This is a genomic window from Achromobacter sp. E1 (genome assembly GCF_037039475.1).
GTDB classification, from domain to species: Bacteria; Pseudomonadota; Gammaproteobacteria; order Burkholderiales; family Burkholderiaceae_B; genus Achromobacter; species Achromobacter mucicolens.
In genome coordinates, this window is the sequence record NZ_CP146253.1 from 4916615 (window position 1) to 4940232 (window position 23618).

Sequence of the window (23618 nt, forward strand, 5' to 3'; positions counted from 1 at the left end):
TCACTTGGTAAGCAGGTCGCCGAACGGGTTCGGCGCGCGGTTGGGCTGCTGGGCGGGCTGGGTTGCGGCGGGCGACGCATTGGAGGCGGCTCCCGGCGCGGCGCTGGGAGTGACCTTGGGTGCGGCAGGCGTCGATGCGGCGGGTGCCGCACCGGTAGCGGCGGCGCTGGAAGGCGACGCACTCGCCGGGGCGGGGTCGGCCTTGCGCGGCGGCTGACGCGGACGCGGCGGCGGGCGGCGGCCTTCCGGGAACAGCACATCCTGCCCCAGCGTCTCGCGCATTGCCGCGGCCAGGGCCACGGCGTCTGCGCGCGCATTGCCTGCCAGCAACGCATCGGCGCGCAGGTCCGCCAGCGACTGCATGGCCACACGCAGGCCGCCGACGGCGCGCACGCTCTTGGCCACGAAATCATCCGGGTCGCGGCTCAGCGCCTCGTCGGCCGCGACGATGGCTTGACCATATTTCTGTTCGTCGAAACGAATCTTCGCGATGTAGGACCACGGCAATCCCTTGGACGGATTGCGGACCGCAATCTCCTCGAATTGCGCGACGGCCTGGTCGGCGCTCTTTTGCTCAAGCGCCTTTTCCGCTTCGGCCATGGATTGTTTGTATTCGGATTCCGACTGCGGTTTTACCGACGCGCAGCCGGCCATAACGGCAACGACACCTGCGAGAACGACGAGGCGGGGAAAGCGCATTTTTAAGCACCTAGCGGGGTTGTAACTAGGGGCCGTATTTCAACAACCTTTTGTTAGCCCAGCGCTACAGCAAGTGTCTTCATGTTACTTGCGTCGAAATTGCGCCTAACGTGCTGCGATCTGTATTGCTTCACACACTTCCGGTATAAAGGGCCATGTCCAAACATATCCATTTATCACGCTTCTTCGCAGTCGCGGCTTGCTCGCTTGCAAGCACCGTCATTACTGGATGTGCGGCCGTATCAGCCATCGGCGCGGTGGCCGGTTTGACCGGAAATGCGATGGAGATGGCGGGCCTGAAAAAGCCCGAAAACGCGCCTGTCGAGGTGAATTTGACGATCCATGCCGGAGAAAATTTGAATGCCAGCAGCGGACAGTCGATGGCTGTGGTTACAAAAATATACTACCTGAAGAATCCTGAGCAATTCCAACGTGCGCCGCTCACGCAATTGATAGACACTGCTGCCGAGAAAGCCACGCTCGGGGAATCCGTACTGGGAATACGTGAGCTGACGCTCACACCCGGCCAACGGTTCGAAGCCGTCGAAAAGGTCCCCAAGCAAGCCGATTACATCGCGATCGCCGGGTTGTTCTACGCGCCCGCGCCGATGCGTTGGAAGTATGTATTCAAGGTCGACGACGTGGAAGACAGTGGGATTGTGCTGGGCGCGCACGCGTGTGCGCTCACCGTCGCCACTGGCAAACCCACGTTGCCGGCGGGCCTGCCAGCCTACGACCCGGCACGCCTTTCCGGCGTGCAGTGTCCCGGTTGACGCGCATTGCGCGTAGGCCCGCCTTCTATATGAAGACATGGAAAGACAAGCAAAGGGAGCGCCAACTTGAGTCACTCAGCCAAAGTCCTTTGGGGCGAAGGGTTGTTTCTGCGGCCGCAACATTTTCAGCGGCAGGATGCCTATCACGAAGACCGACTGGCCGAGATGGCCCGCGCCTTGCATCCCTATGCGTGGGGCCTGCGCGCCGCGCGCTTCGATGCATCGGCACTGGCCAACGGCATGTTGCGCGCCACAGAAATGAGCGCGGTGTTTCCGGACGGTGAACTCTATAACGCCCCCCATGGCGATGAACTGCCGCCGCCGGTAGCGCTGACCGCGCTGGATGGCGTCACCGAAGCGGTCTTTTATCTGGCCATCCATCCGCTCAAGGCGATTGGCGGCAATTACCGCGATGGCCAGTCGGCAGCCAGCTTCGACTCACGCTACACGCACAACAATGCGCCGGCCCCCGACCTGTACACGGGCGCCACCACGGCTGAGCTGGCGTTCCTGCGCAAAGACGTGCGCCTGATCTCGGAATTCGAACCGCGCGACGCGCTACTGGCTATTCCGGTAGCGCGCGTGCGCCGCACCGCCAGCGCGGGCTATGAGCTGGACACCACCTTCGTTGCGCCGAGCCTGTCGTTGACGGCCTCTGGCGCCCTGCATGAACAGCTGCGCCGACTGCTGGACGCGCTGCAGGCCAAGGTGAATGCGCTGTACGGCTTTCACCGCGAACCCAGCAAGAACATCATCGAGTTCCGCTCGGGCGACGTCGCCTCGTTCTGGCTGCTGCACACGGCCAACGAGGCCTACGCCACGCTGTCGCATCTGTTTCACCACCCGCAGCTCCACCCGGAACGCCTGTTCCAGGAACTGGCGCGGCTGGCGGGCGCGCTGATGACGTTCTCCAAGCTGCATACGCTTGCCGACCTGCCCGTCTACCGGCATGACGCACCCGGCCCGGCGTTCGCCCGCATGGACGAAATCCTGCGCGACCTGCTGGAAACGGTGATCTCCACACGCTACTTCTCCATCGTGCTGGAAGAGTTGCGGCCGTCGTTCCACATGGGCAGGCTGGACTCGGAAAAGCTCGACGAAACCACGTCGCTGTATCTGGCCGTGCAGGCCGCGATGCCTGCCTCGGAACTCTCCGAGAGCGTGCCCATGCGCTTCAAGGTGGGCGCGCCGGAAGACGTGGACAAGTTGGTGCTGTCGGCCATGCCCGGCGTGCCGCTGGCCTACACGCCGCAGGTGCCGCCGGCGGTGCCCGTCAAGCCCGGGGCGGTGTATTTCGCGCTACAGGCGCGGGGTTCGCTCTATGACCGCATGCTGCAAGCGCGCAGCATCGCCATCTACGCGCCCGCCGGCATCCCTGAGCTCAAGCTGGATTTGATTGCAGTCACCCGCTGACAGGACACGTACTTCCATGACCGCAGACGCTCCCTCCCTGATGCCCGGCGCCACGCTGCCGCCCCGGGCCGCCGAGTTCCACGCCAGCCGTCCGGCCAGGTCCTTGCTGGACTTGTTGTATGACGGTTTCCTGATGCTTTTCCTGCTCAAGAGCGGACAGGAGCCCACCGACGCCGCGGCGTTCTCGGCGCGGGTGCAGCAGTTTCTGGCGGACTACGAACGCGCCGCCAAGAAAATGGATATTCCCGCGGAAGACGTGTATGCCACGAAGTATGCATTCTGCGCCGCGGTGGACGAGACCGTGCTGAATTCGCAGTTCGCCATTCGCGATGCGTGGATGCTGCAGCCCCTGCAGCTCACCTTGTTCGGCGAACAGCTGGCTGGCGAGAATTTCTTTGCCCGGCTGGAAGACCTGCGCGCCCAAGGCGCGCCGCGCCTGCAATCGCTTGAGATCTATTACATGTGCCTGTTGCTCGGCTTTCAGGGCAAGTACCTGATCGAGGGCCAGGAAAAACTCGGCTATCTGACTGCGCGGCTGGGCGACGAGATCGCGCTGCTGCGCGGCAAGCGCACCGGCTTCGCGCCGCACTGGCCGCTGCCCGACAAGGTGGCGCACACGCTGAAACGCGACGTGCCGCTGTGGTCGATCATGGCTGTCTTTGCGCTGCTCGGCCTGCTGGCGTTTCTGGGGATGCGCCACTTCCTGAACACCGAGATGCAGACGGCGATGGCGCCGTACCACGACATCGTCAAGCTGGGTCCGCGCGCCGCGCACCTGACAATTTCGCTGCCATAGCGTCCGGGCCGATGCCCGGCCCCGCTTTCACCCGTCCCCTCCCGGCGCGTGCCCCGCGCCCCGGCTCTGCCGACCGACATTCGCCACGTCCTATGAACGCCTTGCCTTCGAACGCCCCGGCCTACTCGTCATTGAACATCGCCACGCTGTCGCAGCAGGCGCGCCTGCTGCGCCTGGACACCCCGCTGAACGCCGAACTCGTGGTCGAACACCTGAACCTGCGCGAAGGCGTGTCGCGCCTGTTCTCGCTGACGCTGGATTGCCTGGCGGCCAGCGCCGAAGTGGACGTGAGCGCGTTGCTGGGCAAGGAGATCAGCGTCAGCCTGCTGCAGGCCGATGGCGCGATGCGGCGGTGGCACGCGGTGGTGGAAGGGGTGGACGCGCTGGGCGCCGACGGCGGGCTGGCGCGTTTCCGCCTGCATGCCGCGCCGTGGATGGCCGCGCTGGCGTTGCGGCGCGACAGCTTCATCTACCAGGACCTGTCGGTGCAGGACATCGTCAGCGAGGTGTTTTCGGATTATCCCCAGGCCGCGTTCGCCTTTGAATTGAGCCAGGCGCTGGAGCCGCTTGCCGTCTGCACGCAGTATCGAGAGTCGGACCTGGCGTTCGTCGAACGCATCCTGGCCGAGGCGGGGCTGAGCTATCGCTTCGAACACCAACAGGACGACGGCCAGTCCGCCAGCGGCGGCGCGCGCCACCGCGTGGTGATCTTCGACGCCGACGCCGCGCGTCCACAGGACCCGGCCTCGCCCTTGCGCTTTCACCGTAGCGACGCGACCGAAACAAGCGACAGCATCACCCGGTTTGCCGCCCGGCAGGCCGTGCGGCCCAACCGCGTGGCGCGCGCCGCCTGGAACGAGCGCACGCTGAACGCGCATGCCGCGCAGAGCCAGTCGCAGGTGCAGGTGGAATCGCTGCCCGTCCTTGAAGACTACGACTACGCCGGCCATGGCCGCTATAGCGATGACGACGCGGCCGAGCAGAGCGCGGCGCGGGCGCTGCGCGCCCATGAATCCGAAGTGGTGCGCTTTGAGGGCGCGGGCACCGCCCGCTCGCTGGCGGCAGGGCACGTGTTCGCGCTGAGCCAGCACGCTCGCTACGCCGAAGGCGGCGGCGGACTGGCCGCCGATGAACTGGGCGGCAACCGTTACGTGGTGCTGGACGTGACGCACGAAGCCACGAACAACCTGGGCAGCCAGGCCGCGCAGGTGTTGAACACCCCGGACATGGAGCGCGGCACGTATCGCAATGTCTTCGTTGCGCAGCCCGACGCGGCCGCGTTGATGCCTGCGTGGCGCGCGCGCCCCACGGCGCCGGAAAGCCTGGCTGCGGTGGTCGTCAGCGCGGCCGATGCGCCCATCACCGCCGACCGCGACCTGCGCGTCAAGGTGCAGTTTCCGTGGCAGCGCGGCGAAAAGCCGCTGCCGGGCGGCCTGCCGCATCGCACGCATGGCGATGCCAGCGGCAATGCGCCCGGCGATGACCGCTCGGGCACGTGGCTGCGCGTGGCCAGTGCGCAGGCGGGCCCGAACTGGGGCGCGCATCACCTGCCGCGCGCCGGCACCGAGGTCATCGTTGAATTCATCGACGGCGATATCAACCAGCCCGTTGTCGCGGGGCAGCTCTACAACGATGCGGATCTGCCGCCCTGGTCCGCCGGCGAAGACGGCGACGCCAATCACGCCGGCGTGTTGAGCGGGTGGCACAGCCAGGGCCTGGATGGCGCGGGCCGCAATCAATGGCTGTTCGACGACACCAAGGGCAAGCTGCGCACACGGCTGGCCAGCTCCACCGCGGCCACGCAACTTGGGCTGGGCTATCTGGTGGAACAGGATCTGGACGACGCCAGCCGCGGCCAATGGCGCGGCACCGGCTTTGAACTGCGCTCGGATGCGTGGACGGTCGTGCGATCCGGTCAGGGCATGCTGTTGTCGGCCACCGCGCGGGAACAAGGCAAGTCGACGCAAGCCGATGCACAGGAAGCCCTGCTGCTGCTGCGCGGCGCGCAGGACGCGTCGCGCCGGTTGAACGACAGCGCGGGCCAGCACAAGGCGCGCCCGCTGGCGGCGTCCGAAGGCTACGAGGACCTGCTCAAGGCGCTGGACCCCAAGCTGGAAGGCCGCTACGCCGCCCAGGTGAACGGGCAGGCCGCGGGCAAGGCCGCCGACGGGAAACGCACCGGCGAGGCCGCCGTCGAGCGCATCAACGGCCCGCATCTGTTGATCGATTCGCCGAACTCGCTGAACCTGGCCACGCCGGCCAGCGCCGTGTTGCACGCGGGCGAACACCTGCACGCCACGGCGCAGTCCGATGCGCATGTGGCCGCCACGCAAACCTATGCGGCGGTGTCGGCGCGGTCGGCCAGCGTGTTCGCGCAGCAAGGGGCGATACGCGCGGTTTCGGCGCACGCGCCCGTGTCGCTGCACGCCCACACCGACATTCTGGAAGCCCTGGCAGGGCAAGACATCACCGTCACGTCATCGGCCGAAGGCATCGAGATCCTGGGCCAGCAGCGCGTCACCTTGCAGGCAGGCGGCGGCAGCGTCATCCTCGACGGCGCCGATATCGTCTTCAAGGGACCGGGGCTGTTTTCGGTCAAGGGCGCCACGCACAACTTCGTCGGCCCCGGCAGCGATGCCGCCGCGCTGCCGGCGCTGCCCAGCACCACGGTCGACGACCCGCTGATCGTCAGCGCAGAGCTTATCCACAAGGACGGCGCCCTGGCCTCGGCCGCCAAAAAGGCCGGAACCAGCCTGATGGCCGGTTTTCGCGGCGCGGCGGGTGCGGGCGGGGGCCTGGGCGGATTGGGCGACCTGGCGCCCAGCGGCTTGGGCGATCTGGGCAAGACGGCCGCCGGCGCGGCGGCCAAGCTCTCGCAATTTGCCGGCCAGGCCAACACATTGGCCGGGCTGGCGAAAAATCCCATGGGCGCGTTGTCGCAGGCGCCGGGCTTGCTCGGCGGCATGGGTTCGACACCCTCCGCCGTGGGGGGCTTGCTGAACACGGCCAAGAACACGATGGGCATGGTGTCGCAGGCGCAAGCCATGATCGCCAACCCGATGTCCGCGCTGCCCGCCGCCTCCGGCATGCTGGCGTCCGTCGCGCCCGGCGCGGGCGGCATGATCGACGGCGCGACGGCAGCCGTTGGGACGGTCTCCAAGGCGGCTGAATGGGTCAAGGACCCCACCGCCGCCCTGCCCGCCGCGACCGACATGCTGGCCTCGGCCGCGCCCGAAGGCGCGTCCAAGATGATCACGAGCGCCGCGTCGATCGCGGGACTGGGCAAGGGTGCAGAGGTAGGTTCGGGCGCGGGGCTTGGCGCCGACGGCGGACTGGAGGGCGCGGCCGCGACGCCGTCTTTCGCGCCGACGGGGACCGGCGCTGCGCAATCGGCGGGTGCAGGATCGGCAACAGCGTCGGCATCAAGCCCGATGACTGCGGCGAGTGCGTCGCCAGCAGCCGACCCGGCAGGCGCAGGTGCATCGGCTACTGCAGGGACATCGGCAACGGCTGGTGCGTCGGCTACTGCAGGTGCGTCGGCAGGTGCATCGGGAACGGCAGGCGCGTCGGCAACGGCAGGCGCATCGACGCAGGCCACGGCTTCCGCGACCCCGGCAACACCGCCATCCGCGGCCCCCTCCGCCGTTTCAGGAACTCCGGCGTCCGCGTCGGCACAGGCCTCGTCACCGGCCTCGCAAACGGTCTCGCAATCGGCCTCGGAAACGGCGTCGGGATCGAGATCGGCCGCGACTTCGGAATCTGCCACGACGCCCACCGCGCAGGCCACGGCGGCCGCAACGCTTCCGTCTTCGGCGGCCACCGCCGCCGCGGCGCCCGCGGCATCGCCCGCAGGCGCCATGGCTGACAACAGTGCGAATCCGGCCAACGGCACCCTGCAAGCGCCGTCCGCATCCGACGCCGCAACACAAACGCCCACGCTTGCCACGGCAGCGGCCGGCAGCAGCGCCGCGTCTGCAATTCCTTCCCAAGCAAGCACCAGCGCCGGCGTGGGAACTAGCTCTGGCGCGGGCGCGGGCATCGCTTCAGTCGCTGGTGCGGGTGTCGCATCGGGCTCAGCCCTGGCAGGCACAAGCATCGCGTCCAATGCGTCGCTCGCCAGTGCGGACACCGGCGTCGCCTCCGGCATGTTCCTGGCAGATGCGAACCCGGGCATTGCATCCGGTACGTCCTTCACAAGCGCGGACGCAGGTATTGCCTCCGGCACGTCCCTTGCAAACGCGGACGCCGGCATTGCCTCCGCCACTTCCCTCGCAAGCGCGGACGCCGGTATAACCCCCGCCTCGTCCCTTGCAAACACAGACGCCGGTATTACCTCCGCCGCGTTCCCCGCAAACACAGACGCCGGGGCACCCGCCGCCGCGTCCCTCGCAAACACAGACGCCGGTGTTGGGTCCGCCGCGTCCCCAGCAAGCGCGGACGACCTTCTGGCATCTGGCGCTGCGGCCGCTGGCGCGGATGCGAACATCGCCTCGCCGGCATCTGTTGCTGGCGCGGACGCTGGCGTTGCGTCTGCCATCGCCACCCCAAGCTCCGGCACGGCCGTCCCGTCCATCGCGTCGGCTGCTGGCGGCACCGCCGCTTTTGCTGCAGGCGCAACGGGAGTCGGCATCCCGGCCACGGGCGCGCTGGCTGCCTCGTTGGCGGGCCGCAGCAGTTCGGCGTCCGCAGCGATGCCCATCGCGACCCAATCGGGATCGGGGTCGGATTCGGTGTCGGGATCGGGATCGGGATCGGCGTCCGACTCGCAAGCGTCCAAGGCAGGCAAGCCCGCTTTCGGCTCGTCCTCGTCAGACGCGTCCACGTCCGCTACGCAATCCAACGCTGCCGCCCGCTCGCATCTCTCCCCCATCGCGGGCACGGAAGCGCCTGGCCGCATCGAGGCGGACGCCAGGACGGCGCCGGGCTCGACCCACGACGCGGCGCCGTCCGCGTCCATGGCCGCGCAGGGCCACGCCCGTCAGGCTGAGGGATCGGGAGCCGCCATCGGCCTGCTCGCCGCCGTCGCCGGAACCGTCACCGCGACGACGTCGCGTCGTACACACGCCCAGGACGGCGATGACGACACGCAGCACGCGCATGTCGGCGACGACGCCACCCGGCACGCCCATGACGGCGAAGACGCCACGCTGCATGCGCAGGTCGACCCGACACGTATCGGCGCCGCCGCCGCGGGACTGGCGCCCGCGTTCATGCAAGGATCGACAACCCAGCATCTGGGCGCGTCGCCTGACGCGCATCCCTCGACCGGCCCAGCCCCGCATCACGATCACACGGCGGAACGGGACGAGCAGACCACCCAAGCGGAACAGACCGCTCGGGACGCGCGCGACTGGCTTGCGCGCGGCACGTCCGCCCACCGCGAAGGCGGCAGCGACACAGCGTCCGGCGTACACGCAAGCCAGCGTGCCGATGCCCCCGTGGCCGCCGGCGCGCCCGCTGCGCGCGGGCCGATGAACGCCTCCGCTCATGACGCGGCTGACGCCGCGCAGCAGGACGACGCGACCAAGGGGCGCAGTCCGGCTACGAATGCCGCGCTGCTCGCGTCCATTGCGGCGGGCGCAGGTAGTCTGTTGAGCGCCACCTCTGCCGCGGCCAGCAGCGTCACGCAAGCGGCGTCCGGCTCGACCGCCGCGCCGGGCAGTCTGCCCGATGCATTGGCGTTGCCGACTGGCGCGCCCTCCGTTGCGGCGCCGAGCGTGCCGGTCGCGTCTGACGCGGCGATAAGCGGGTTGCCGGTTTCCTCCGGCGCCACGGACCAGGGCGCTGCCCTGGCCGGCGCGCCGTCGCTGCCCGAATCGGCCGGCGTTTTCACCACGCCGTCCTTGTCTGGCGCGGCGCCGCAAACGCCCGGCTTCGTGCCTGCGTCCGGCGAGAGCCTGCCGCAGGGAACCGGGCTGCCCGGTACGACCGGGGACGATACTTTCGGGCTTCCTAACATCGAAGCTTCTCCCAGCCCATCCGTTGCCGTCGGCGCGGCGGGTGCGGGAGCGGCAGTTGACGCGGCCGCGACAAGCGGCGCCGCGAACTCGACCCTTCCCGCAGCCACGGGCGGCATCGCCAGCGCGGGTCCGCTCGCAGGAACAGACGCGGTTGCAGGTTCCGCGGGGGCTTCTCCCCGTTTGGCAACTGCCGACGTCAGCGAAGGCACGGCGGCAGGCGCCGGAATAGAGACAGGTTCAGCGGATGCAGGTGTTGGTGCAGGTGCTGTTGCTGGTGCAGCAGGTACAGGCGCCGATGCAGGTGCAGTTGCTGGTGCAGCAGGTACAGGTGCCGATGCAGGTGCAGTTGCTGGTGCAGCAGGTACAGGTGCCGATGCAGGTGCAGTTGCTGGTGCAGCAGGTACAGGTGCCGATGCAGGTGCAGTTGCTGGTGCAGCAGGTACGGGCGCCGGTGCAGGTTCTGGCACAGGTGCTGGAGCTGGAGCTGGTACAGCAGGTGCGGGCGTAGGCCCGGCAGACGCAGGCGCAGGGGCAACCCCCCGCGCCGACGCGACCGCAAGTTCAACGAACGCCTCGGCGGCCTCCGCTCCCATTGGCGCGAATGGCGCGGCCGCGCCGGTCGGTTCCGCAGCGGCCAATGGCAGTGCACCGGCAACCGTCACAACGCAAACTACCGGCGCGCCCTCCCCGGCGGACGTCTCTTCGACGCAACCCGCCGAGACCACCGCCCCCATCGCTGGCGGCGGCGCCGGCCCAACGCCTCCCTTCGCCGCCGGCAACACCACCAGCGCAACGCCGCCCTTGGCAAGCGCCAGCACCGGCGCCAGTGCCACCGGCGCAGCGGCCGGCGCCACCGGCGCCACGCCGCCCTTTGCGCCGGCCGGAACCACAGCCCCCGCCGCCCCACCGGACACCGTGCTCGGCGCCGAGACCGCCCGCGCGGCGGGCATGGCCGACAGCACACCGGCAACCCGCGCGACGGACCTGTCAGCCGCAGGCGGTGCAGCCGGTGCAGCCGGCGCTGCCGCGGGCGGGGGTGGCGGCGCCGGGGCGTCCGGCATTGCCGCCGTGGCTGGCGGAGGCACCCTGGCGGCCATCGCGCAGCAGGCCAGCACCGCCTCCACCGTGCTATCTAGCGCCAGCACGCTCGCCAGCGGCGGCGTCAGCGCCAACGTCGGCGCGGCCATCGTGCCCGTCATGACGCAAGCGCTGAACGCGGCGGGCGACCGCGCCGCCGCGCTGAGTTCAGCCGTGGACACGCTGTTCTCGCTGCCCGACGTGAAGCAGGCCAACATTCCCGCCGTGGCCGGCGCCATTCTCAGCATGCCGGGCCTGTCGTCCTCGTCGGTGCCGGGCGTCATTGGCGCCATCCTGCAATCGCCCACGCTCGCCACCGAAACGCTGCCCAAGGTGGCCGAGGTGTTGATGAAGATCCCGGGCGTGGCGGACTCGCCGCTGCCGCAGATCGCGCGGGATGTGCTGGACACGATCGGACTGGGCCCGGTCGCCCGCACGCAGGGCACCAATCTGCCTGGCGGCCTACCCGGCCCGTCCGGCTCCGGACGTGTGGTGCCCAGCGTCTCCACGTATCGCGGCCGCCAGGATGGCGCGCGCCTGCAATACGTCAACCTGGAACGCGCGGACGAACGCTGGAACGACGGCAACGCGTTGACCACCACCGAGCGGCAGACCCGCCGCCCGCGGATCCACGTGGAGTTCAACCGTCCGGGCGCGCACCGCTTCACCATCACCGTCAAGGCCGACGCCGGCAACATCGCCTACTCCAGCCGCGAGCGCGGCCGCCGCGCCAGCTATCAGGAGCCGCACGCCAATCCGCGCAGCTACGTCACGGACGCCGACGGCACCCGCATCGTCGATGACATCGACCTGCCCGCCGCCGGCCGCAACGTCTATCTGTTCGAGGTGCGCGACGAACGCGGCCAGCTCATCAAGACGGAGCGCGTCGAGACCGCGCGCCGCCTGTATATCCAGGAAGTGATGTGCATGAGCGCCCGCCCCGCGAACCATCTGGCCGACGTGACGCCGGTCACCGCGGAATTCGCGCTGCACGGCATCGACATGATCCAGCTGCCGCGCCTGCAATTCCGCGGCCGCTCGGCGGTGGATGCGGCGGACAACGTCGACGCGCAGCAGGCCATCATGGACGCCGTGCGCCGCGTGTACGCCACCTCGCCCGGCAAGCAGCGCGAGCCTTACACGCTGGTGGTGTGCCACGTCGACCGGCTGGCCGCGCCCGGCACCAGCGGCGACATGCGCCTGCCCGTGCCGGCCGGCCCGGGCGGACGCGTGATGACGGTGCCCATCGTCAACGACGACCGTACCCTTGCCAGCCTCTGGTACGAGTTCGACGACAGCGACGACTGGCTCGTCCACGCCCGGTATATCTACACCGACGCGTCGGGCGCGGAACGTTCGATTCCCATTCCGCGCCATTTGATGACGCCGCTGCGCGAAAGCTCCGGCGCCGTCTTCTCCGTGAAGGTCGACCTGACCCAGATTTCGTCCACGCCCCTGAACGGCGTGCTCAACATCCAGTTCAACACGGTCGCCGCCAGCTATGCTGGCCTGGCCATCACCGGCACCAACCTGCTGTTCGTGTCCACGCTGGATCCCTACGTTCCTAACTCGCAGGCGTACCTGACGGAAACGCTGGCCCACGAAATGGGCCACCTGCTCGGCATGGTGCCCAGCGGCCCCGATTGGCCCGGCCTGCGCAACGAAGACTCCTCGGCCGACGATTCCAAGCTGGATCCGCCGCAGTACTTCTACTACAACATGGGAGGACACTGCTACTTTGGCCTGCCCAACCGGAACGGCCAGTACAGCGATGAGATCGGGCAGTGCGTGATGTACGGCATCACCTGCGCCAACATCCACTTCTGCCCGAGTTGCAGCAAGGCCGTGCGCAAGGTGGACTGCTCGGAAGGCTGGACCTCATTCTGACGACGCGCCCCGGATCACCCTCGCCCTCTGAAACGACATCGACATGCCCATCATGACTACCGACTGGATCGAGCCCGCCTCCTTTGCCTCGGTGCCCACGCACTCGCAGCAGGAACACGCCTGCATGCCGCCGCTGCAAGGCTACGACGCGCAGATGCGCATCGCCGCGCCTTCGCGCGTAAGGATCCGCGACGGCAGCACCCTGACGATTCCGGTCTGCGCACGCGGCATCCTGCCTGTCATCGACAATCCGCAACTGCCGCGCTTCGTGGCGAAGGATACGCGCACCGGCAAGGTCTACCGCGGCGTCGCGTTCAACTACGTGCGTCCCAAGCTGCCCAATGTCTCGGTGGACCCGCGGGAAGGCGGCCCCCGCCCCCCGAAGATTGCCCTGCCGCCGGGCATGACCGTGGAAACGCGCTTCACCACCGACATGGCCGGCGTGCTGCACCTGCCGGCCACGCCGGCCACGTATGAGGTCTACATCGAGGCCGAGGACGTGAAGTCGAACACGGTGACCATCGAGGTCGAAGAAGGCCAGAAGTAAAACTCGGCCAGGGAAAGCGCCGACCAGCAGAAGATCCGGCTGCCAAACGAACGGGCCGATCAAATGGAGACGGCCCTGCTATGCAGGGCCGTCTTTCCATCAACAACAAGCCGCCGCTCAGGGCCGCGCGGGCGTCATCTGCCGGATGTTCTGCTCGTTGCGCGCGGCCATCGCCTCCACTTTCTCAGCGTTGCGCATATCCTTGGCGCGCTGTTCCATCTCGGCCTTCGCGTCGGTCTTGGCGAACACATCCTTGTCGCGCACGCGGAAATACATGCGGGTGCTGGCCAGCAGATGGTCTGGCCAGCTGCTCAGCATCGCGTCATGCACCAGCCAGTCGAACAGCGTCATCACCTTGGGCGGCAATTGCGTCTTGCCGTCGCGCGCATCGCGCCAGGCGGTCAGCAGACGCCGCTGCATGGCGCGATCGGCCTTCATGTCGGCGAAGGGGTCCGGCAGCTTCTCCACATAATCTGGGTCGCCCGGCTTTCTGCCAAGGCGCATGTTTTCCATGAAGACCGCGTCCTGATCCCACCGTTCAATGGCCCGAAGCTGCTCGGGTTGATTGCGTTCCATGTCCTGCCGCCGCTGCTCCGTCGCCGCATCCTGGCGTTCGGCTTCTTCCAACCCCTTGTACTCCTCCTCCAGACGCTCCCACAGCGGCAGAAAACGCTGCGGCGGCGCTTCGCCACGGCTGGCATTGGCGCGCTCGCGGCGCTCATTGGCCAAGGCTTCCAGCTCGCGCACGCGCGCCGTGGTCTCGGGTTTGGCAAGCTCCTCCCGCGATACCATGCCCAATCGCCTGCGCTCTTCGATGAGCTCCTGCTCCGGGGTGAAGAAGTCCCGGTCCTTGATCCACTGCTCCGCGGGATCCGACATCCCGGCGCGAAATACGGGGTCCTGATAACGCACCGCCAGCCACCGCAGGAAAACTTCCATGTGCGGCACGAAATCGCAGCCAGGTTCGTATTTGACGATCTCGCGGTAGGCATCGACCAGTTCCTGGACGTGATAGGTCTGCCCTTCGTCTTCGATCGCGTCGGCCAGGCTCAGCATCCGGTAAAGCGCCAGATCACGGACCGCCAGGCTTTCCATGCTATGCATTGCGGCGCCGTGTGCGAGCGCCAGGTTCATCATCTCGCGCAATGGAACCCGGGACAGCGACGCGCGAGTGCCCAGCGATCCCATTGGGGCCACGCCGGTCACGTCACCGCTCGAGCCCGGATAGAGATACTGCAGTCCACGCGTCTTTTCCAGGGAATCCAGCCGCTGATTGCGGCGCAACTCATGCGCCGCGGCGAAATGCACGGCCTTCTCCACAGCTGCGGGTATGGTCAGCGTGCGGTCCTTGTGGGTCTGTTTGATCAGGTCCGTGAAGGGAATGAATTCAAGGAACCAGCTTTCTTCCATGATGGAAGCGACACTGTCAAACAATCCCAGGAATCGAATGACAATCTTCGCGTCCGGCGCACCGTCTTTTCCGATGATGGCCAGGTCGGTGTCGTGGCGGCGTTTGTACTTCTTGACGATATCGTTGACGAATTGCTTGGCGATGACCCCGCCGCGATCCGCTCCAAAAACGCAGACCTCGATACGCACGACCTTTTCCGTGCCCGCGTTCTCAGCCTGATAGGCTTGCTCGAACTGACGTCTGGCTGCATCCAGGCGCGTGTCAACGCCCGTTCCCATCAATTCGGCGACGACGGCATTGTCCCGCACTACCGGCACGCCCTCCAGCAACGTTGCCTTGGCGGCGTTCTTTCCCGCAGTCCAGGCAACCTTCAGCGGGTTCTTCTTGAAATCCGACCAGAAGCCCCGCAAGGTGGCCTGTGCGCGATTGCGGATCCGGTCGGGATCCAGGGCATTCCAGATTCTGACCGTCTTCTCCGGAAGCGTCTGAACGTCTTTGACGACGTCCTTGTACGCCTTCACCATGGGGTGGAAGGACCCGTCCTTGATGGATTGCTGGACAGCCTTCTTGGCACGCCCGGTGGCATCCACATCGGGCACTTCATCAAGACGCGTAATGTTCTTCGCAGCATCCTGCGCACTAGAGACTGCCTTGTCTACCATCTTGCCGCCAGCAAGCGTGAGCGCGCTGACGAGGATTTGTTCCTTTGCGCCCTCGTTGAGGTCGACGCCAAGGCCGGAATAGTAAAACCCATACCAGCGTTGTTTGTTCGTGACGGGCTTGTTGCCCGCGTTGTAGTGCGCCATCCACAACCGGCTGACGTTGGACAGGAACGTAGGATTTTCCTTATCCAGATCCTTGTTCCGCCCGAACCCGTCAAAGAAGAATCCCAGGCGCAACGTGACGCCGCATTCCGTGCAGGAGTCCTTTGGATAGGCCGCCTCATTCTCCGCCATCGCCTTCAATACCGATGCGGGCGTTCTATCCTGATCCGGAAGCTGATCACTGGACATGCTTTCCTCCCGCCGGCTCGCCGGTCGCCTTGATCCGTGCGATCTGCTCTTTCGACAAAGCGGCCACGGCGCGGCCAAAGTCACCGGGCTTGCGGTCAGGGTCGTTCAGAACGGATGCCACATCCGGGTCTTTGCCAAAGTTGGAAGACACAATGAAGTGCAGATACATATATCCGCGCAAGTCTTCGGCGTCTTCTAGTCGATAGGACATCCACGCCTGTTTTGTGACCCTGGCAACTTCGTTGGCCAAATAGCCTGCACTCTTGTACCCCGCAAGCTCGTCTCGGTACTTCCCATACAGCCAGCGAGTGGTATCGACGATTGGAATTCTGACTTGCCCTTTCAACTCGCGGCTCAAGGCGAGCTCCATGTGTTCATCCGGATAGATGTGCAACTCCAGAATCAGCGTTCCATCCCCTTCGGGCACTTTCGTGGCCGGGAAGTGCACCGTCGTTTCCTTCTTGAACAGTACCTCGTCGAACTTGCCGTCAAACAGATGTTTGCGGAGCAGGTCGGGGTCACCTCCGCTCCATTTCACCTTGAATTCGGTACCGGAAAACGTATAGCAGCAAGAGACGCTCCCCTCGCCGCCGCCCGATGGGAGCGTGCTGGAACTTGCCACGCGACCCGATGCATCACTGATGCGTACGGGCTCCAGGTTCCATGGTGTGTAGTTGTACGTGACAAAGCTCACCCCCTTATAGATGGGTTCGCCATTGCACCCCGCCAATAGGCCCAGCCACAGCAGTATCCCGATCAAACCCTTACGCATTCATTTCTCCGAAATCGTCTCGCGCCACTTTGCATGCACCGCATCCCACACCGCATCCGGCACGCCTTCCAGCGCTTTCGACAGCCCGCCTTCTGCGTTTTCCCGATACGCACGCAGCCCGTCGGCGATCGCCGGATGCTCATCGAAGCGCGGTGAGATCGCCACGCCCCACGCGACATAGTCGAACGTGTCCTTATCTCCCGCCACGCCGTGAGCACGCGCGCGATCCAATTGCGCCTGCACGCGCGGCACCAGGGTGTCCTGATCGGGGTTGCCGGGCAGCAGGTTCGGATAAAGCCGGCGCAACTGCACCGCCAGCTTGTCCGGGTAGTCCAGATCGAACAGCATCTGGTGCTGTTCGGGCGTGAAGCGTTCAATGCCCTCCGGCCGCGCCGCGGGTAGCCGGCCCGTGCCAGCCAGCTCGCCCTGCGAGCCGTCTCGCAGCGCATAGCGCAGCGTGATCAAGGGCGCCGCGAAACGCGCGCGCTGCTCGGGTGTCCAGACCTGGACCACGCGCGCGAGGATGCGGCTGTCGTACCAATGCAGGAAGAACTCGCTGGCATCCGGCAAGGCGTAGTCGCAGAACGCGCCGAAGTGCGCGATCAGCTTTTCCAGCGGCACCGCCGACGCGAAGCTCATCATCGCGTAGCGGCCTGCGGCGCGCTCGTGCAGCGCTTCCAGCACGCGCACCAGCACGGTGCTGAAATCCCCGTGACGCGGCCCGCGCAGCACGCCTTGCGAGGCGCCGTCCACTTCGATCAGCAGCGGCGCCACGTCGCCGTAAATGTCCAGCCCGGTCTGCGCCCACACCGAGCCGAAACTCAGGTCCTCGGTCGCGGTCAGCCGCGCCAGCAGATCCGGATGGCCGCGGAAGTCGACGATCACATACGCGCGCGCGGCCTCGCCATACGGGCCGCGGTGATGGGGCAATTCGGCGAATGTGGACAGCAGCGCGTCCTGCCAGGAATAGTGCATCGCCGTCATGCCTTGTCGGTGATGGACTGCACGCTCTCCAGGGCGTCCAGGATGCAGGTCTTGCAGACGGTGAACTGGGGCAGCGGATACGGCATCTGCGTCGGGCCGGCAAATTGCTTGTTGCCGGTCTTGACGTCGATACGGCCCGGTGCGGTGACGGTGATGTTGCCGCCTTCGATCACGATGCTGGCGCCCGCCGCGTTGGCGATGCGGATTCGCGTGGGCGACGCGTACTCGATGCCCGCGTTGGCGCTCACCATGCGCAGATCCTGCTGCGCCTGCACCGTCAGCACATCGTGCTGCGACAGCACCTCGACATCGCCCGTGCCCGCAATCAGATCCAGGCCCGATTCCGCGCCGCCCTGCTGCACTCCGGCCACGATGCCCAGCGCCTGCCCGGTATGCACGCGCAACGACCCGATGACGGCCAGGTTGTGGTCCTGTCCGGAAGACCAATGCACCAGTTCGCCCGCCGCCACCTGCAGGTTGCGTCCGGCCGCTTGCGTCAGGCCCGCGCGGCCCGCCATCAGCACCAGCGGGTCCGTCAGGTGGGGCACCTTGCCGTCCACCACGTCCGTATGTTTGGCCGAGGCATCGCCCGCCGCGCCGCCCAGCGCCTCGCCGGCCACGGTGCCGGACACGGCGTGCGTCATGGCGGCCAGCGGCGCGCGTTCGCCATCCAGGCGGCTGGCGCCTTCGGACGTCGTGCCGCGCGCGGACGCCAGCCGCACGCCCTGGTGGGCGCCGACCACGCCATCGAACGACTGCGCCATGATGTCGGCCTGCCCGGCCAGCGTCAAAGGCGCCGCGGCCTCGCCCGCCGGCTCGCTGCCGCCCGCGTTATAGGTCGTGAGCAACACGCCGCCTGCGCCGCGCACCGCGCCGAACGCATCGGTGCGCAGCTCTGCGCCCACGCCGCGCACGTTGCCGCGATAGTTGCCGCTTTGGTGAATCAAGTGGCCCAGGTTCAACTCGGTGGCGGCCTGTGTCGTCTTGATCTGCATGCGCAGCTGGCCATCGCTGTCGTCGAACACAATCTGGTTGTAGCCGTCGCCGCCGAATTCCTTGCTCTTGAAGCCACTCAGCGCGGCCGCGTTGCGATGCTGTTCGTCGCCACCGGCCGCGCCATGCCAGGCAGGCGCATTGCCGCTGGCCAGGTTGGCCTGCGCACTGGGCTTGCCGTCCAGGGCGGCGGCGTAGACGTCGGTGTTCATCGGTTCGCCGGCCCTGCCGCCGGGCGTGGAGGGGATGCCGCCCTCGCCGCGTCCGTTGTACAGCGCGCCCACCACCAGCGGCTGGTCGATGTCTTCATCCAGAAACCGCACCAGCACTTCCTGGCCGACGCGCGGCACGAAGCTCATGCCCATCCCCGCGCCTGCCTGGCGCTGCGCCACGCGCGCCCATCGGCTTTTTGCCAGCCCCGCGGCTTCGGCCTGCCAATGAAAGCGCACGCGGACATCGCCACGGGCATTGCGGTAGATCTCGTCCTCGCCACGGGCCTCGGTGGAACCTTCAGCGTTGGTGACGATGGCCGTGTGCACGCCCACCACCGACGGCGCGCCCGCCAGCCGTGCGCCGCGCCCCGCAGCGAAGGCGGCGCGCCAGGGCCGGTCGCAACGCACGGCGCGAAACCGGTTTGCATAGCCCACGTCGTGCGCGCGCGCCAGCACGGCGGCGTCGGGCTGCGCCTGGCCAAAGAAGGCGTCGTTGCACGCAGGCTCATCCCCGTCGGCGGAGTGCGCGACGGTCTCGTCGTCAAAGCGCAGAAAATCATCCAGCGCGCCCCGCATTCCCGCCATGCCGGCGTCAGCCTGGCCAGGCAGATTGTTCACGCCCACCTGCTCCAGCAGATCCAGCGCGAAGACCGGTTCAAAACCCGCCTCGCCGGACGGACCCAATGGCGACATGTCCTGCAGCGTGAACCGCGTTCCCGACCGGAAGGTGCGCACATTGCCGCGCCCCACGAACGTTTCGGCGCTTGCCTGCACCGCCTGCATCATCAGCGTGGCCTGGAACTGTGCATGCGCCTGATTCAGCAAGGCGCCGTGGCCCAGCGGCTCGAACCATTCCAGCCCGGCGCTCTCGTCATCGGATCCGCTGGCCGGGCCCGCCAGGGCCTGGCCCGAAATGGCATGTTTGCCGCTGCCGTGCCATCCCAGCACGGTGACGCGCTCCACGCCGCGGCGTTGCCGCCGCGCAAACACCTGCACGCCGTCCTGCGATTCGGTGGCGTGCGCGCGCTGAAAGCGCACGCCCACGCCGGCGGACTGCGCGTCCTCGGCCAGCGTTCGGCTGTCGGCAAAGATCAGCACCGCATGGCGCGCAGGCGCGCTGTCGTCTTCGACGGTGGTCCAGCCCAGGCCGGACTCGGCCAACAGCCGTGACAGGAAGTCGTAATCGGTTTCGCGATACTGCGTGGTGTAAGGACGCGCGGGCAGATCGGCCAGATGCGTTTCGACCTCGGCGGACACCTTGTATGTGTAGCCCGGGTAGGTATCCAGCACGTGCCGCACGATGTCCAATACGGGCTGGCTTTCATAGATGCGGCTTTCGCGCCGCTGCGTCGCCAGCCACAACCACGGCGCCAAGGTCAGGCGATACCGCGCCATGCCCGGATTGCCGCCCAACATCTCGGCCTCGCGCACGACGCCGCTGCGCCCGGTTTCGGTGCCGTCCGCACACGTGGTCCACAAGGTGGCCGGGCGCGAGATCATGTCGTTCAGGTCAAGCCCCGCATCGTCGGCCAGGGCCACCACGCGCATCTGACCAATCGTCGACAGCCCCTCACGGGCGGCCCAGCCTTCCACCTGCAAGGACGACATCGCCCCTTCGCCGTCCAGCCGGAAAAGGCGGGTCTCGGCGCTGAAACTGCCGCTGCTTGCGTTGACAGCCATGGAACAAAAACCTCTTGGAAGACGTTGACGACACTCGCCCGCTCCGGGCGATGCGAATTCAGGGTTCGACGTTGGCTTGCGGCGTTGGGCATTCCGGGGCCGTGCCCCACTGCCCCGCGCACACGCGCAGGCGGCATTGCTCGCCTTCGATGAAACTGAGTTTGCGGCAGGCCTTCAGTCGGTCGGCCAGCGGCGAGCCGGGGATCTCTCGGATGAACACGCCATCGGACTTGTAGACGCGCGTGCCCGGCGGAGACGCGGGCGGCAGCCCGTAGCTCATCAATGCCGAGAGCAAGGCGGCGTCAGTATCCGACTGCTTGGCGGCAGTGCGCGGCGTGTTGCTGGCGGGCTTGGCCGCTTGCGGCGCGCCAGACTGGCGCGCGCGTTGCTGTTCGGCCGCCTGACGCGTGGGTCCAGGCGCAGGCGCGGCCGCGGGCGGCGGCGTCATGGCCAGCACGGACAGCGGATTGGTGGGTTCGCCCAGCGGGTCCGGATCACCCCGGCCGATGTTCGCATCGCGCGCGGGCGGCGCTTCGTCAACGATGGCGGCGACCGCTGGCGGCGTATCCAACACGGATGGTATCGGCGCGTCTGCCGCAGAGGCCGCGCCAGACGCTTGCGGCGGCGCAGAGACTGGGCGCTCGGCCGACGCCACGGCGGGCGCCGGCGCTTGCGCCGTCATGGGCGCCGCTCCCTCTTCATGAATGAACCAGGTGACGCCGCCAGCCAGCAAGGCCAGCAACAGCGCCAGCGCCAGCCACCGCCCCGCGCGGCGGCGCGGCGGCGCAAGATGTTTGACCTCGGCTTGCGGTACGCGCCCCTCTAGCGCCGCCAGAATGCGCGCCGATTCGATCTCGCGTGATGAGGACGCCGTGGCGCTGAGCAAACTCGGCGCGGTCTTCGTAGGGCGAGATTCTTGTTTGTCTTCTGCCATGCGGATTCCCGTGTCAGCAGGAGGCGTGTGCAGCCCCCCTGTAACCAAGCCCGCCGAGAATACCCGATCGATCCGTTTCGATCATCGCTCCTTGTTACGATTCCTAAGGGTCGGACGCTACTTGCAACGCCCGAGCACTTGCCTCGTGCGCGAATAGAACAAAAGATTACGCCTTCACATGAGGGACCTATCTTGTTGCTGCTACTGCCCCTGTATTTTTTACTGGCGGTGGGCGTCTCCGCTCTCCTTTTTTTTCCTGCGTTGCGCCACGGCGCAGCCCGGGGTCTGCGCGCCTGCGTACAAGGCGTGGCGCGGGGTGCAACGCGTGGCGTGACCCACGCGGGCGGGGCAGTTGGCGGGACGGCGGGCGTGCTGCGCAGTGGCATGAACGCGTCAAAGGATTGGGTCGGAAGGTACCGCTGGCAAGTCGCAATCGGGCTGACAGTTGTAATGCTTCCGTCACTTTTTGCTTTCTTCATGCGACACAATCACACATTCGTTTACAGCACCCAAACGGCCGGTCCGGACCGCCGGATACAGGCTTTGCTGGAGGGCGAAAGGCTGGCTCCGCCCGCCCCGCTGCCCCCCGACGCGTTCACCACCCGCGAAGTGGAATTGGTGCGTCCGAAGCTGGGCGGCGCAAGCCGGAACTGGGATCTGCTGGATGCGGACTTCCGCCAGCGCCTGCTCCTGGCGTATCGCATCATGCGTGAACAGCATGGGTACGAAATGGCGCTGATCGAGGGCTATCGCAGCCCCGAGCGGCAGGAAGAACTGGCGGGCATGGGCACGCACGTAACGAACGCGGGCGCGTTCCAGAGCTATCACCAATATGGCCTGGCGGCCGACAGCGCATTCTTCCGCGACGGCAAGATCGTCATCTCTGAAAAAGACCCCTGGGCCATGCGAGGCTATGAACTCTTTGGCGAAACCGCCGAACTGGTCGGCCTGACGTGGGGCGGCCGCTGGAAGATGATGGACTTCGGCCACGTCGAGCTGCGCCGTCCCGGGGTCATGCAACGCGCTCGCGAGGGCGCCAAGTGATGGCCCGCGTAGTCAAGAAAGGCCTGTTGGTCCTGATGCTGTTCGCCGTGGTGTGGCTGGCCGTCATCATCTGGTGGCAGGAATCCCGCACGCTGCCGACCGGCGTGGACATCGGGCTGTATCTCTTCGCGCTGCCCCTGGCGATGCTGGCGGCCCTGTGGCTCGGGGCTCGCGCGGTGCGTGCCGCACGCGCCCCCAAGCCTGCCGCGGACGCCGCCACGCCGACGGCGCAAACACCGGCGCACGCGCCCGCGCAACTTGTCCAATTGCGCGTGACCGCCGTGGCGGCGCGTGCCGCCGCCGGCGACGACACCGCCGCCATCGCCGAGGCGCTGGCGGCGCAGAAGCGTCCCGAGCTGGATGCCGAACTGAAAACGCCGCAGGGCTATCCCATCTTCGCCGCGCGCGTGCCCGGCGTGAACGACCTTGCGCTGTACGCCGCCGCCCGCGAGCGCGGCGCGCCGCCCGAGGCGACGGGCACGGCCCCCTTGCGCGTGACGTCCCTGCTGGCCGACGTCGCCCGCACGCTCACCCACGAGGCGCATCGCCACGTCACCGCGCTGGATGTGCCCGCCCGCGATGAGGACTGGCCCCTGCTGCGCGTGGAGCTCGTCCTGCCGGCCGATTGGCCCGACGCGGCGCGTGAACGCGCGTGCCAGGAGATTCAGGCCGCGGCCGGCGTCTGGCCTGATAGCCGCATCAGCGTCGCGCAACACCAGGCGCGCGACACCATGGCAGCCGACGGCCTGCTGCGCGACCTGGCGGCGGCCCCGCACGACGCGCAAACGCCCGAGCCCTGGCGCATCGTGCTGGCTGGCGACGGCTATATCGATCCCGAGCAAGTGGCGATGTGGGATGGCATGTCGACACTGCTGACCCCCGCTAATCCGCAAGGCCGTGTGCCGGGCGAAGCGGCCGCCGGCCTGCTGCTGGGCCCGGCCGGCGCCGACGCCCCACTGCGCGTGGCCCTGTCGCCCGTGCTGCGCCGCCAGAAACCGGCCGACGCGCGCGGCGCGCAGGCCGAAGCCCCGCTGGCGCAGACCGTGCAAGACCTGCTGCAACGCGCGGACGTCGCGCCCGACAGCATCGTCCACGTCATCAGCGATGCCGACCACCGGGGCAGCCGCCCGCTAGAACCGATCAACATCGCGTCACAGCTTTTCAGTCACCTGGACGCCGCCAAGGATTGCCAGTCGGTTGGCGTTGCCTGTGGACATACCGGCGTGGCCGCCTCCCTGCTGACGCTGGCCGTGGCCGGGCAAGCCTGCATGCAGTACGCCCAGCCGGTCCTGACCCTTACCCTGCAAGACCCCGTATTGCGCTCGGCGGCACTGGTTTCCCAGCCCGCCGCCAGCGCTACCGCCTGACCCCATAACAACAGCGAAAACCATGCGTAGCCCATCAGGATTGTTTTCTCGATTTT

Annotated in this window: 13 protein-coding genes; 7 read left to right on the top strand and 6 right to left on the bottom strand. The window is 67.4% G+C overall.

Annotation, left to right across the window (positions count from 1 at the left end; translation table 11 throughout):
- The gene (locus V6V88_RS22835; RefSeq protein ID WP_223572839.1) at positions 1 to 699 is read right to left on the bottom strand and encodes a hypothetical protein; all 699 of its coding nucleotides are present in this window, start codon (positions 697 to 699) and stop codon (positions 1 to 3) included.
- 155 nt (positions 700 to 854) lie between these two features.
- Between V6V88_RS22835 and tssJ the strand changes: the two genes are divergently transcribed.
- From tssJ to V6V88_RS22860, 5 genes are all read left to right on the top strand, one after another.
- A complete protein-coding gene (gene tssJ / locus V6V88_RS22840; protein ID WP_081100935.1) occupies positions 855 to 1472 on the top strand; it encodes a type VI secretion system lipoprotein TssJ in 618 nt (205 codons plus the stop codon).
- A 66-nt stretch (positions 1473 to 1538) separates the two neighbouring features.
- Complete coding sequence (gene tssK / locus V6V88_RS22845) at positions 1539 to 2885, top strand: type VI secretion system baseplate subunit TssK (RefSeq protein WP_056325717.1); 1347 nt, start codon at positions 1539 to 1541, stop codon at positions 2883 to 2885.
- A gap of 40 nt (positions 2886 to 2925) precedes the next feature.
- Entirely contained in the window at positions 2926 to 3681 is a 756-nt protein-coding gene (gene icmH, locus V6V88_RS22850) for a type IVB secretion system protein IcmH/DotU (RefSeq protein ID WP_223576556.1), read from the top strand.
- Positions 3682 to 3773: 92 nt separating this feature from the next.
- Entirely contained in the window at positions 3774 to 12605 is an 8832-nt protein-coding gene (locus tag V6V88_RS22855) for a type VI secretion system Vgr family protein (protein WP_338616507.1), read from the top strand.
- Between the two features lie 43 nt (positions 12606 to 12648).
- Positions 12649 to 13152 (top strand): hypothetical protein, encoded by a 504-nt coding sequence (locus V6V88_RS22860; RefSeq protein WP_056325710.1) that lies wholly within the window; start codon positions 12649 to 12651, stop codon positions 13150 to 13152.
- A 117-nt stretch (positions 13153 to 13269) separates the two neighbouring features.
- On the opposite strand, the gene V6V88_RS22865 is transcribed toward V6V88_RS22860, so the two are convergent.
- From V6V88_RS22865 to V6V88_RS22885, 5 genes are read right to left on the bottom strand one after another with little or no spacing between them, the layout of a single operon-like run.
- Complete coding sequence (locus tag V6V88_RS22865; RefSeq protein ID WP_175236322.1) at positions 13270 to 15576, bottom strand: DUF2235 domain-containing protein; 2307 nt, start codon at positions 15574 to 15576, stop codon at positions 13270 to 13272.
- Positions 15566 to 16348, bottom strand: a complete 783-nt coding sequence (locus V6V88_RS22870; protein WP_056325705.1) for a DUF3304 domain-containing protein — start codon at positions 16346 to 16348, stop codon at positions 15566 to 15568. Before V6V88_RS22870 ends, V6V88_RS22865 begins: the two co-directional genes overlap by 11 nt.
- Positions 16349 to 17332: a DUF4123 domain-containing protein gene (locus V6V88_RS22875; RefSeq protein WP_338616509.1), complete on the bottom strand. Its 984-nt coding sequence runs from the start codon at positions 17330 to 17332 to the stop codon at positions 16349 to 16351.
- Entirely contained in the window at positions 17329 to 20217 is a 2889-nt protein-coding gene (locus tag V6V88_RS22880) for a type VI secretion system Vgr family protein (protein ID WP_338616511.1), read from the bottom strand. The genes V6V88_RS22875 and V6V88_RS22880 overlap by 4 nt, the downstream gene beginning before the upstream one ends.
- Positions 20218 to 20275: 58 nt before the next feature.
- Entirely contained in the window at positions 20276 to 21103 is an 828-nt protein-coding gene (locus tag V6V88_RS22885) for a hypothetical protein (RefSeq protein WP_338616512.1), read from the bottom strand.
- Positions 21104 to 21340: 237 nt separating this feature from the next.
- Here V6V88_RS22885 and V6V88_RS22890 point away from each other — a divergent pair, with 237 nt between their 5' ends.
- A complete protein-coding gene (locus V6V88_RS22890; protein WP_062839667.1) occupies positions 21341 to 22195 on the top strand; it encodes a M15 family metallopeptidase in 855 nt (284 codons plus the stop codon).
- Complete coding sequence (locus V6V88_RS22895) at positions 22195 to 23562, top strand: hypothetical protein (protein ID WP_062839633.1); 1368 nt, start codon at positions 22195 to 22197, stop codon at positions 23560 to 23562. Before V6V88_RS22890 ends, V6V88_RS22895 begins: the two co-directional genes overlap by 1 nt.
- The last annotated feature ends 56 nt before the right edge of the window (positions 23563 to 23618 follow it).